Consider the following 12,741-nt stretch of genomic DNA (forward strand, 5'->3'; position numbering starts at 1 on the left):
TTCTGGTCGCGCCGCGAATTGCTTTCGCGAGACCGCGGAAATCCGCTTAGTGGGCGGCGCGAATGAAGTTTTCGCGCCTTCGCCTCCTCGGTTTCAAGTCCTTCGTCGAGCCCGGCGAGTTCGTCATCGAACGCGGACTGACCGGCATTGTCGGGCCGAACGGCTGCGGCAAGTCGAACCTTGTCGAGGCGCTGCGCTGGGTGATGGGCGAAAGCTCCTACAAGAACATGCGCGCATCCGGCATGGACGACGTCATCTTTTCCGGCTCGGGCACGCGCCCGGCACGCAACACCGCCGAAGTCACGCTTTTCCTCGACAACAGCGATCGCTCGGCGCCCGCTGCCTTCAACGATGCCGACGAACTGCAGGTGTCGCGCCGCATCGAGCGCGAGGCGGGCTCGCTCTACCGCATCAACGGCAAGGAGGCCCGCGCCAAGGACGTGCAGCTTCTGTTCGCCGACCAGTCGACCGGCGCCCGTTCGCCGTCGATGGTCGGTCAGGGCCGTATCGGCGAACTGATCCAGGCCAAGCCGCAGGCACGCCGCGCCCTGCTCGAAGAGGCGGCCGGCATTTCCGGCCTGCATACCCGCCGCCACGAGGCGGAACTGCGGCTGAAAGCGGCCGAGCAGAACCTCGAACGGCTGGACGACGTCGTCGGCGAACTGGAAAGCCAGATCGAAAGCCTCAAGCGCCAGGCGCGCCAGGCCTCCCGCTTCAAGAACCTGTCCGCCGATATCCGCAAGGCCGAAGCGACGCTGTTGCATCTGCGCTGGTCGCTGGCCAAGACCCAGGAAGGCGAGGCACGCTCGGCGCTGGCGGTTGCCACGGCGCTGGTGGGCGACCGCGCCGCCGCCCAGATGGCCGCCGCCAGGGAACAAGGCATCGGCGCACATCGCCTGCCGGACCTGCGCGACGCGGAAGCCGCCGCTGCCGCTGCCTTCCAGCGCCTGTCGATCGCCAAGTCGCAGATCGAGGAGGAAGCCGGCCGCATCCGCGCCCGTCAGAGCGAACTCGAGCGCCGGCTGCAGCAGCTCGATGGCGATATCGCGCGTGAGGAGCGCATGGTCCGCGACAATGCGGACATCCTTGAGCGCCTTCGCACCGAAGAAGCCACGCTGAATTCCGAAAATGCCGGTGCTGCCGAGCGCGAGGCCACCACCCGCGCTGCGTTCGAGCAGGCTGCATCGACGCTTTCACAAAGCGAAGCCAAGCTCGCCGCGCTGACCGCCGAGCGGGCGGAGGCTGCCGCCTCGCGCAACCAGATCGAACGGACGCTGCGCGACACGGCCGAGCGCCGCGACCGCTTCGCCCGTCAGCTTGCCGATGTCGACCGCGAATTGTCGGAGATACTCTCCAAGGTCGCCGGCCTGCCGGATCCCGCCGAGAAGCGGGTGCTGGTCGAACAGGCCGTGGCGCTGCTGGAGGAGGCCGAGGCTGCCGTATCGGATGCGGAGCAGTCGGTCATCGATGCCCGCGCCACGGAAAGTGCTGCCCGGCCACCGCTTCAGGATGCCAGGGCCGAGCTGGCGCGGATCGAGACGGAAGCGCGCACGCTGGCAAAAATCCTGAACGCCGCCAGCGGCGATCTTTTCCCGGCCGTGCTGGAACAGATCAGTGTTGATCGCGGTTTCGAGACGGCGCTGGGTGCGGCCCTTGGCGAAGACCTCGACGTGCCGCTCGATCGCAGCGCGCCGGTGCATTGGGGCGAAAGCGGAATCCAGCCCGGCGACGCGGCTCTGCCGGAAGGCGTCAAGAGCCTTGCCAGCGTGGTCCATGCGCCGGCACAGCTCGCCCGCCGTCTGGCGCAGATCGGGATCGTCGAATCTGGCGACGGCCGCCGGCTGCAGGCACTGCTTGCTCCCGGCCAGCGGCTGGTCAGCCACGAGGGCGCGCTCTGGCGCTGGGATGGCTTTACCGCCAGTGCCGACGCGCCGACCGCCGCAGCACAACGGCTGGCGCAGAAGAACCGGCTGGCCGAGCTCGATGCCGAGGCGATACAGGCGACGTTCATCCTGCGCCAGGCCGAGGAGGCGCTGGGAGAGGCCGAACAGGCGCTTCGCCTCACAAGCGAGGCAGAGCGCAACGCGCGCCAGGCCGGTCGCGACGCCCAGCATCGGCTGGACGCTGCCCGCAATGCGCTGGCCGAGGCCGAAAGGGCCGGCGGCGAATTGCAGAGCCGGCGCGCCGCACTCGATGAGGCACGCGCCCGCATCGTCGACAGCCATGAGGAGATTTCGGCGGCCTTCGCCGAGGCGGAAATGCTGCTGCAGGACGCGCCCGATCTTGGCGATCTGCAATTGCAGCTCGAACAGTCCTCCGCCAATGTCGCCCGCGACCGCGCCACGCTTGCCGATGCGCGTGCCGTGCATGAGGGGCTGCGCCGCGAAGCCGAGGCGCGCGCGCGCCGGCTCGATGCCATTGGCGCCGAGCGCAGCAATTGGCTGGAGCGGGCCGAAAACGCCTCGACGCAGATCGCCTCGCTTGGCGAACGCAAGGCCGAGGCGGAGGCCGAACGCGAGCGGCTGGCGGATGCGCCCGATGAAATCGACGCCAAGCGGCGCGCGCTGCTGTCGCAGCTCACCGAGGCCGAGACCTTGCGCAAGGCGGCGGCCGACCGCTTGCAGGAGGCGGAAAACCGGCAATCCGAACTGGACAAGGCCGCCACCGGCGCCATCCAGTTCCTGGCCGAGGCGCGCGAGACCCGCGTTCGCGCCGAAGAGCGGCTGACGGCGGCCGACGAACGCAGGCTGGAGGTCGAGGCGCGCATCCAGGAGACGCTGAACACGCCGCCGCATCTGGTCATCCGCCATACCGGTCTGGAGGCTGACAGCCCGATGCCGGAAATGGCCGAGATCGAGCGTCAGCTCGACCGGCTGAAGATCGAGCGCGAACGGCTGGGCGCCGTCAATCTGCGCGCCGAGGAGGAGCAGAAGGAGCTTTCCGACCGGCTGGAGGCGATCGTGTCGGAGCGCGAGGACATCATCGAGGCGATCCGCAAGTTGCGGCAGGCGATCCAGAGCCTCAACCGCGAAGGCCGTGAGCGGTTGCTGGCCGCCTTCGATGTCGTCAACGGCCATTTCCAGCGGCTGTTCTCACATCTGTTCGGCGGCGGTACGGCGGAATTGCAGCTGATCGAGTCCGACGATCCGCTCGAGGCCGGCCTCGAAATCCTCGCCCGCCCGCCCGGCAAGAAGCCGCAGACCATGACGCTGCTGTCCGGCGGCGAGCAGGCGCTGACGGCGATGTCGCTGATCTTCGCTGTGTTCCTGACCAATCCGGCGCCGATCTGCGTGCTCGACGAAGTCGACGCGCCGCTCGACGATCACAATGTCGAGCGCTTCTGCAACCTGATGGACGAAATGGCCGCCACCACCGAGACGCGCTTCGTCATCATCACCCACAACCCGATCACCATGGCGCGCATGAACCGGCTGTTCGGCGTGACCATGGCCGAGCAGGGCGTCAGCCAGCTGGTGTCGGTCGACCTGCAGGCGGCCGAAGCGATGCGTGAAGCGAGCTGATCGATCCGGGCTAATGCATGTCGCCTAAAATGACCCCGGTTTTGGGAGAACGACATGCATAAAACAAAGACCTTAAGCGGTCGCGTGAATCCGTTCAGGCACGACACGCTTTAGCCACTTCTCGCGGGTCTTGCAGTTTCCAGCGACTAACGGACGGCATCTTTACCCCCTAACGAACGACTCCGCGGTCGAAAGCGGATCGATGGACAAGCTTGCGATAGCGGCTATCCGCTTGGCTCGATAAGCGGCGCCGTACAGGCGGTGCATATATGCACAACCGATGTCGAGGATTCTGCGGTACCGCTCGGTCGTGCACTCCCCCAAATAACTCCACGATGAGGAGGTGGCCTGCGTAGTGCTTCGCGGTCAGGCAGCCTCCTTACCAAGATCAAGCGAGAAATAGAGGTAGAAATGTACGAAGCAATCAGATGGCCGCAGGACATGACTCCCAGCCGATCGCCGATTCATTTCACAAACGAGCTGGAGGTCGCAGTATCTCCTGAAACGATCTGGTCGCTGCTCGTGGATACCGCCGCCTGGCCGAGCTTCTACCCGGGTGTCGAACATGTCGAATTGCTGGGCGGGCATGAGTCGTTGCGCCTCGGCACGCGCTTCGAGACCAATCTGGCCGGCCAGGACGTCTATGCGTCCGTGCAGGAATTTGAGCCGATGACGCGCATCGCCTGGGCCGGCGGCCCCAAGGCGTCGCTCGAGTCCAAGGCCTATCACGCCTGGATCATCACGCCCACGCCGAATGGGACCCACCTCTGGACCGAAGAAACGATGCAGGGACCGCTGTGGATCGAGCTGGCGAAGCAGGCTCCCGACATCTTTTGGCGCACGCATCAAACGCTTTTGGAAGATCTCGCGAAGGTCGCCACACAGGGCGGCGAGTCTCCCACGCGATAAGGGTCCGAGCCGGTAACTGCCCGGGACAATCAACATCAACGCAGATCGGAGAACCAGCATGAGTTATGCAATTGTAGGTTTCGGCGCGGTGGGCCAAGCCCTCGCCCGCGCCTTCGCCCGTAAGAACATCGAAGTGGCTGTCGCCAGCCGGCGGGCACCCGACGCGCTCGCGCCGCAGGCGCGGGCGATCGGACCCACGGTCCTCCCCAAGGCGCTGCAAGATGCAATCAAGGCTGACGCCATCATCTTGGCGGTCCCGTTCTGGGAACACCGGAAGGTCGCGAAGGCCTTTGCGAGTTGGCGGGGCAAGACAGTCATCGACGCAACGAACGCGTTTGGCGTTCCCGTTGAAGACTTGGACGGTCTTCCATCCTCCGCCGTCATCGCCAAGGCCTTCCCCGGTGCTCAGTTCGTGAAGGGCTTCAACCACCTGCCCGCAGGCGTCCTCGCGGAAGATCCGGCCATCACGGGCGGACGACGGGTCGTATTCCTATCGAGCGATGACGAGAGCACGACTGCCACAGTCGCCGCCCTGGTCGAGCGGCTCGGCTACGCGCCGGTTAGCCTCGGCAAGATCGCGGAAGGCGGTCAGCTCGTGCAGGCGCGGGACAAGAGCTGGGCACCATTGATCTTCCAGGACCTGTTCAAAAAGGACAAATGAACCATGTACGACCATGTAATCTGGCCGGAGCGGTATGACCCCAGAACGTCGGCCATCTATGCGCTGAACGACATCGACATTAAGGCGCCGCCTGAAGTGGTCTGGAAGCTGCTCGTCGATGCCGAGAATTGGCTGAGCTACTTTCCTGCCGAGGATCAGGTCAAGATCCTGACAGGTGAGGCGGAACTGGCGCTCGGAACCAGGTACAGTCGAGTCACTGTCGGATTCCCGATGAGCCTTATAGTGACCGAGTTCGAGCCCTTGCGCCGGCTCGCTTGGGCGACGACAGTCGACGACGATGCGACCGGCTCGAGCGCATATCACGGCTGGGTTATCACGCCGACCTACGATGGCTGCCATGTCCTGACCGAGGAGACGCAACAGGGGCCTGGTTTCTGGACTTGCTCGGGCACAAGCATCCCGGCGCGCTCTACCGCTATCACCAGGAGTGGGTCGAAAGCCTCGCCCGCGCAGCGGAGGCCGAAGCAGCAAAGAAAGCGAGCTGACGCCCCTGTCCTGGCGCTGTCCACGCTTCAACGCTTCGCAATGCTGCCTTCGTCCGGATGCTGCCGGTACTCGACGGGCGACGATCTGTTCCAGCCTGGATGAGTGGATCGATCGCCTTGTTCACCTATAATTTGGAGATGAAATAACATGAATATCGAACTCAAGGGCCGCAAGGCGATCGTTACGGGGTCAACGGCAGGCATCGGCCGTGCTACCGCGGAGGGACTGGCCCGTGCCGGCGCATCGGTCGTCATCAACGGCCGTGGAGAAGCCCGGATTGACGAGGCGGTGCGGCAGATGCGGCAGGCCTTTCCCGGAAGCGACATCTCGGGCATCGCCGCCGATCTTGCGACATCGGAGGGTGCCGAGACCTTGATCGCGCAGGCGCCAGACGCCGATATCCTTGTGAACAACGTGGGCACGGCTCACATCCGGGACTACAGTGGCGTCGAGGACATCGCGAAGATCCCCGACGAGGACTGGCTTGGCCTCTTCCAGTTGAACGTAATGAGTGGCGTGCGGGTGACCCGTCATTACCTGCCGCGGATGGTGGCGAAAGGCTGGGGCCGTGTCGTGTTTGTAAGTAGCGAGTCCGCAGTCAACATCCCCAAGGAAATGCTTGACTACGGCATGACTAAGACAGCTCAACTCGCGATCTCGCGCGGGCTTGCCGAGGCGGTCGCGGGCACGGGCGTCACCGTCAACGCCGTCTTGCCGGGACCTACCCGCTCTGAGATCCTGGGCGACTTCATGGCGAAGCAGGCTGACGCAAACGGGATCACGCAGCAGGAAGCCGAGCAGGGCTTCCTGAAGGCGATGCGTCCGACCACCCTCATCCAACGTTTCGCGACCACCGATGAGGTGGCCAACATGATCATCTATGCATGCTCGGAGCAGGCTTCGGCGACAACCGGCGCGGCTTTACGGGTGGATGGCGGCGTGGTCCGTTTCGTCGCGTAGCAGGACGACCCAAATTGTTCCGTTCGCGATCCTGCACGGCGAGAAGGTTCCCAATCAGGCCGACGATGTTGGACCGGCCTCGATCGCGACCTTCGTTCCGAAGGATCGATCCCTTTCGCCCTCTGAGATTCGCGTCATGCTCGGCCAGCTTGAACATGTGCCGACACTTCCAAACCATTCGGCTAGTTAGAGGCAGCTGCAATTCCGAGTTTCGAGGCTGAGACCGGCCGATTGAGTTCGATCGGATTTGAGCACGGAGCACCTTGTCGCCTGTACCGTCACCGGTGCCACGCGGTTGCGCGACATGCCGGCCCTAAAAATAGGTTCGCGGCGCGACAAGGTTCTTCTGCTGGCGAATATAAAAACAATAGAAGCCGAACGCTGCAGCGAACCACATGAAGGCCTCACCCATAGCCAGCCGGTTGTTTGAATTGGTAAGGATGGTTAGGGCGAAGAAGACCAGTGTTGAGATGTAGCAGGACCATGCGGCCGGAGCGATAAGCTTGGCGCGCATGGCCAGGAGAACCTGCCTGGCCGACCAGGTGTAGAGAAAGGCAAAGAACGCCAGTCCAACCACACCATAACGCACGGCAATCTCCAGATAACCGTTGTGGAAGACGTTGAAGATCATGGGATGATAGGTTCTGTGCTGCCATTCGGTCAGCCAGCTTGAGCTGGCTCCGAAGATCGGGTGGCGTTTCCAGATCTCGAGCGCATCCGCCCACAGCATCAGCCGTTCCTTGGCTGCAAGCGGGACCGTATCGCTCGCGATGGCGCGGTCGAAGGCCGGGAGGACGCCATGCCTCAAGACATCCGGAACCAAGGCCTTGGCGAAGGTCATGGTGTCGCCGGCGGTGGACGAGAAGATGTTGTGTGTTGCACCAACGCCGGCCGCCACGATCGCCAGCACGCCACACGAAACCAACAGTTCGCGGCGATGGCCTCTCGCCAGGGTCATGACCGCCAACAAGAGCAGGACGAGCGCAAGCGCAAGCCAGACACCCTTTGACCGCATCTCGATGATGTTGACGAGGGCAAACAGCAGGACAGCTGCCGACAGCGCCCAATGCAGGTTCTTGGTTGCTTTCCTCAGGTCCGTTCTTTGGGCCGTGTAAGCCGTGAATTGCAGTGCGCAAAGGAAGATGAAACCGGCCGCCACCGACGCGTGGATGGGATTGTTGAAAAGCCGCGGGGTCGGTTGGATGCCTTGAAACATGTCCGAATAGAAGGTGTCCGCCGCCAGGAAGACAAGACTGAGGATCATGAACCAGAGCACGAGCCGCGCGGGCTGCCTGACAAACAGCAGAAACGCGAAGCCGGTTGTCGCGTAGAACAGCGGAAACAGGTAAATGCCTTCGGCGCCACCCAACTGGTGGGTACCGAAATAGACGATCGCCAGTCGGATGAAGACATAGAGCGACCAACCCACGCACAGACCGCCGACCCAACCGATCAGCGGTTTGCTGTAGGTCCACAAATCCACCCTGAACCACCGGATGACTGCGACCAAGGCCAGCGCCAGGCCTGCATAGCGGTAGGTGTCGGCCTCGCGCCAGACCGCGGAGACCAAAGCGAGAATGGCGAGCGCCGCAAGCAACAGAAGCAGGTTGTTGCGCGGCGCATCGTCCCTGGCGTAGTCCGGGGTTTCTCGCGGCAAGGGGGGCCGCAGCAGGACGTGATGCAGGCGGCGCAGCTCGTCGCCGGCCCGCAACGCCCCGGCACTTAGCCGGCTCGGCCCGCCAAGCCTTGCGAATTTGTAGCTTCCCGAGGGACCGGCTATGCCGGAAATCTTGCTGCTGGCGGCGAAGCCAAGCACGTTTTGGCGGACCGAATAGACTTTCAGGCCGGTATCCCAAAATCGTTCGAGTGCGACGTCCCATGGCATTTTCATTACGGCGAGCGCCGACAACAGCCCCTGCGCCCCCTCCCGCGTCACCAGATAGGCGGCCGCCGAGCCTTGCGGGCCATGCAGCGCGCGACCGATCTCGTCGCCTTCCGTCGTCTCGACGGCGCGCATGAAGAAGCTCATGCGATGGTTGGTCAGCTTGATGGCATCGAAATCCGGCACCGCCGCGATGATGGCCTCGATGCGCCGTATGGTGTTTTCGCTGAAGAGGACGTCGTCCTCGACAATCAGGCCATAGGCGCCGCCACCCGCGAGGAATGCCTCCAGCGCCTGGATATGGCTGCGGTAACAGGCATATTCGCCGGGCAAGATGTCGCGCCCGCTCAGCTTTCGCGCGGCTGGAAGATCGATCTCCGTCCAGTCCTCTTTGGCAAGCGCACGGCCGTCGATGGCGGCAATGCGCTGCAAGGTCAGGCCGGCCGCCTCGGCACTGGCGCACAATTCGCTCCAGCGACCGGTCTCGCGATCGAGGTTGATGGCGAAGATAGGGAGGTTCATTGAAGTTCCATGTTAAGCCGCCACCCTCCCGGTCGACCTATGTATGGAAAGAGGGAGATGTTCAAGGCGACACTGTCCAGATCATGCGCAAAGTGACGTCCCCGATTCGCCGCGATTTGGGTGGGTTCTCCCGAACTTATGAAACAGTAGAATTACTAGCCACCATGGGAAGATCGCAACGCTATTCCCGACCCTACGAGTCCGGAACGGACCAGAACGGAATGGCTGGGGCGCCAGGATTCGAACCTGGGAATGTCGGTACCAAAAACCGATGCCTTACCACTTGGCGACGCCCCAATTGCCGTCAGAGTCGCTTGCGCGGCGCGTTATTAGCAGAGCAGCCGAAAAGCACAATCCTTATGAGTGACGGTGGGAACGCTCGAATTGGGCAGGCAATGCAGCGCTGCCAAATGATATGCAGCGGGCTATTCGGACCACACCGCCATCTCGTTGCCGGCCGGATCGACGAAGTGGAAGCGGCGGCCGCCGGGGAACGCGAAGATCGGCTTGACGATCGTGCCGCCGGCGCTTTCGACGGCGTCGAGGGTTTGCTCCAGATCCCTGCTGTAGAGCACAGGCAGCGGCTTTGATGGCGCTTCGGCGGCATCGGCTTGAAAACCCCCATCCAGGCCCTCGGCAAAGGCCGAATAGGTCGGCCCATAATCGGTGAACGACCAGGCAAAAGCAGCGCTGTAGAAAGCTTTGAGCCGGTCCAGCGTTCCACCGGTTGCCGGCATTTCCAGATAGTCGAGTTTTCCGGGCAGTTTCATGGACCACCTATTTGTTCCCTTTATGTTCTATGCCAAATTCCCCCGCATAGCAAGTCTTTTTGCCGCATCTTTGGACACAGCTTTTGCTTAATCGATTGTAGGGGCCGCGCGGCTTTGCCGACGCCTTGCCTTTCGCACTGCAGCATCATATCGCTCCAAAGTCGGCACACGGCGGAACTTTCCGTTTCGCCAATCTTTCCAATCTCCTGCAACCGGAGAGGCAGAGCATGACCAAGTGGGTTTTCACCTTTGGCGATGGTGCGGCGGAAGGCCGTGCCGGCGACAGGAATCTGCTGGGTGGCAAGGGCGCCAACCTGGCCGAGATGTGCAGCCTGGGGCTGCCGGTGCCGCCGGGCTTCACCATCACCACAGAGGTCTGCAACGCCTATTATGCCAATGGCCGTACCTATCCGGAGGGACTGGAAGCCGATGTCGCGGTTGCGCTCGATCATATCGGACACCTGACCGGCCGTCGGTTCGGCGACCCGTCGAAACTGCTGCTGGTGTCGGTGCGTTCGGGGGCTCGCGCCTCGATGCCCGGCATGATGGACACCGTGCTCAATCTCGGGCTGAACGACGAGACGGTCGAGGCGCTCGCCGCCGATTCCGGCGATGCACGCTTTGCCTATGACAGCTACCGACGCTTCATCCAGATGTATTCCGATGTCGTCATGGGCCTCGACCACGAGGTGTTCGAGGAAATCCTGGAGGACCAGAAGGGCGGGCTTGGGCATGAGCTCGACACCGAACTGACGGCGCTCGAATGGCAGGGTGTCATCGCGCTCTACAAGGCCAAGGTCGAGGAAGAACTCGGCAAGCCGTTCCCGCAGGATCCGCACGAGCAACTCTGGGGCGCGATCGGCGCCGTGTTCTCGAGCTGGATGAACAACCGCGCCATCACCTACCGGCGCCTGCACGACATTCCCGAAAGCTGGGGCACGGCGGTCAATGTCCAGGCCATGGTGTTCGGCAATATGGGCGAAACCTCGGCCACCGGCGTTGCCTTCACCCGCAACCCGTCGACCGGCGAAAAGATGCTCTATGGCGAGTTCCTGGTGAACGCACAGGGCGAGGACGTCGTCGCCGGCATCCGCACGCCGCAGAACATCACCGAGGCGGCGCGCATTGCGGCGGGCTCGGACAAGCCGTCGCTGCAGAAGCTGATGCCGGACGCGTTCCAGTCCTTCGTCACCATCTCCGACAGCCTGGAAAAGCACTACCGCGACATGCAGGATCTCGAATTCACCATCGAGCGCGGCAAATTGTGGATGCTGCAGACCCGCTCCGGCAAGCGCACCGCCAAGGCGGCGCTGAAAATCGCCGTCGAGATGGCGCGGGACAGACTGATCACGAAAGAAGAGGCGGTCGCCCGCATCGACCCGACCTCGCTCGACCAGCTGCTGCATCCGACCATCGACCCCAAGGCAGCGCGCGACGTCATCGGCATTGGCCTGCCGGCTTCTCCAGGTGCTGCCACCGGCGAGATCGTCTTTTCTTCTGGCGACGCCGAGGAGTTGAAGACGCAAGGCCGCAAGGCGATCCTGGTGCGCATCGAAACCAGCCCCGAAGACATTCACGGCATGCATGCGGCGGAAGGCATCCTGACCACGCGCGGCGGCATGACCAGCCACGCCGCGGTGGTGGCGCGCGGCATGGGCAAGCCTTGCGTGTCTGGCGCCGGCTCGCTGCGTGTCGACTACAAGGCCGGCACGCTGATGGCGATGGGCTCGACCTTCCGCAAAGGCGACATCATCACCATCGATGGCGGCAATGGCCAGGTGCTGAAGGGCGCCGTGCCGATGCTGCAGCCGGAACTTTCCGGCGATTTCGCCGCCATCATGGAGTGGGCGGACGCGGTACGCCGCATGAAGGTGCGCACCAATGCCGAAACGCCGCTCGACGCGCGCATGGCGCGCTCCTTCGGCGCCGAAGGCATCGGCCTTTGCCGCACCGAGCACATGTTCTTCGATGGCGACCGCATCGTCGCCATGCGCGAGATGATCCTGGCCGACACCGAAAAGGACCGGCGTACCGCACTCGCCAAGCTTTTGCCGATGCAGCGTTCGGACTTCCTCGAACTGTTCGAGATCATGGCCGGCCTGCCGGTGACGATCCGCCTGCTCGATCCGCCGCTGCACGAATTCCTGCCCAAGACCGAGGAGGAGGTGGCCGAGGTTGCCGCCGCCATGAAGGTGTCGCCGGACAAGCTCAGGCAGCGCACCGAGGCGCTGCACGAGATCAACCCGATGCTCGGCCATCGCGGCTGCCGGCTGGCCGTCTCCTATCCCGAAATCGCCGAGATGCAGGCGCGCGCCATTTTCGAGGCGGCCGTCGAGGCCGGCAAGAAGGCCGGTGCGCTGGTTGTCCCCGAAATCATGGTGCCGCTGGTCGGACTGGCGAAGGAACTCGACTACGTCAAAGCGCGCATCGATGCCGTCGCCAAGAGCGTCATGGAGGAAACCGGCGTCAAGATCGACTATCTCACCGGCACCATGATCGAACTGCCGCGCGCGGCGATCCGGGCGCATGTCATTGCAGAGTCAGCCGAATTCTTCTCGTTCGGCACTAACGACCTGACCCAGACGACATTCGGCATTTCGCGCGACGATGCGGCCTCGTTCCTGGAGACCTACCGCCAGAAGGGCATTATCGATCAGGATCCGTTCGTCTCGCTCGACATCGACGGCGTCGGCGAGCTGGTGCGCATGGCTGTCGAAAAGGGCAGGGCGACGCGGCCTGACATCAAGCTCGGCATTTGCGGCGAACATGGCGGCGACCCGGCCTCGATCCGCTTTTGCGAAGAGGTTGGCCTCGACTACGTGTCCTGCTCGCCCTATCGCGTGCCGATCGCCAGGCTGGCGGCCGCGCAGGCAGCGGTGCTGGTCGCGAAGGCAGACCGCGGTTAGGCCTATCCAGGCCGAGCTTACCGTTTTGTAAAACAAGTCACGCGAACGTGCTGACGGGTTTGCATAATCTCGACAATGTTTCCGCCCAATTTGCGACGTCCCG

General features: G+C 63.4%; 8 protein-coding genes, 1 tRNA gene and 1 pseudogene. 7 read left to right on the plus strand and 3 right to left on the minus strand.

Annotation, left to right across the window (positions count from 1 at the left end; translation table 11 throughout):
- Positions 1-62: 62 nt before the first annotated feature.
- The 6 genes and pseudogenes from smc to ACFOJ9_RS09700 form a co-directional block, all read left to right on the plus strand.
- Positions 63-3,521 carry a chromosome segregation protein SMC gene (gene smc, locus ACFOJ9_RS09675; protein WP_378978665.1) on the plus strand — a complete coding sequence of 1,153 codons (3,459 nt, stop codon included), beginning with the start codon at positions 63-65 and terminating at the stop codon, positions 3,519-3,521.
- A 411-nt stretch (positions 3,522-3,932) separates the two neighbouring features.
- Positions 3,933-4,430 (plus strand): SRPBCC domain-containing protein, encoded by a 498-nt coding sequence (locus ACFOJ9_RS09680; protein WP_378978666.1) that lies wholly within the window; start codon positions 3,933-3,935, stop codon positions 4,428-4,430.
- Positions 4,431-4,488: 58 nt separating this feature from the next.
- A complete protein-coding gene (locus tag ACFOJ9_RS09685) occupies positions 4,489-5,091 on the plus strand; it encodes an NADPH-dependent F420 reductase (RefSeq protein ID WP_378978667.1) in 603 nt (200 codons plus the stop codon).
- Between the two features lie 3 nt (positions 5,092-5,094).
- A complete protein-coding gene (locus tag ACFOJ9_RS09690; RefSeq protein WP_378978668.1) occupies positions 5,095-5,700 on the plus strand; it encodes an SRPBCC domain-containing protein in 606 nt (201 codons plus the stop codon).
- A gap of 45 nt (positions 5,701-5,745) precedes the next feature.
- The gene (locus ACFOJ9_RS09695; RefSeq protein ID WP_292642081.1) at positions 5,746-6,558 is read left to right on the plus strand and encodes an SDR family NAD(P)-dependent oxidoreductase; all 813 of its coding nucleotides are present in this window, start codon (positions 5,746-5,748) and stop codon (positions 6,556-6,558) included.
- Between the two features lie 10 nt (positions 6,559-6,568).
- A pseudogene (locus tag ACFOJ9_RS09700) lies at positions 6,569-6,730 on the plus strand (tyrosine-type recombinase/integrase); the annotation flags it as partial.
- 141 nt (positions 6,731-6,871) lie between these two features.
- Here ACFOJ9_RS09700 and ACFOJ9_RS09705 read toward each other — a convergent pair.
- The 3 genes from ACFOJ9_RS09705 to ACFOJ9_RS09715 form a co-directional block, all read right to left on the minus strand.
- On the minus strand, positions 6,872-8,962 hold the full coding sequence (locus ACFOJ9_RS09705) for an O-antigen ligase family protein (RefSeq protein WP_378978669.1): 2,091 nt from the start codon (positions 8,960-8,962) through the stop codon (positions 6,872-6,874).
- A gap of 222 nt (positions 8,963-9,184) precedes the next feature.
- Positions 9,185-9,259 (minus strand) — tRNA-Gln (locus tag ACFOJ9_RS09710).
- A gap of 128 nt (positions 9,260-9,387) precedes the next feature.
- A complete protein-coding gene (locus ACFOJ9_RS09715; protein ID WP_378978670.1) occupies positions 9,388-9,732 on the minus strand; it encodes a VOC family protein in 345 nt (114 codons plus the stop codon).
- A gap of 227 nt (positions 9,733-9,959) precedes the next feature.
- Between ACFOJ9_RS09715 and ppdK the strand changes: the two genes are divergently transcribed.
- Complete coding sequence (ppdK, locus tag ACFOJ9_RS09720; RefSeq protein WP_378978671.1) at positions 9,960-12,638, plus strand: pyruvate, phosphate dikinase; 2,679 nt, start codon at positions 9,960-9,962, stop codon at positions 12,636-12,638.
- The last annotated feature ends 103 nt before the right edge of the window (positions 12,639-12,741 follow it).

Origin of the sequence: Mesorhizobium cantuariense (genome assembly GCF_042647205.1) — a bacterium.
GTDB classification, from domain to species: Bacteria; Pseudomonadota; Alphaproteobacteria; order Rhizobiales; family Rhizobiaceae; genus Mesorhizobium; species Mesorhizobium cantuariense.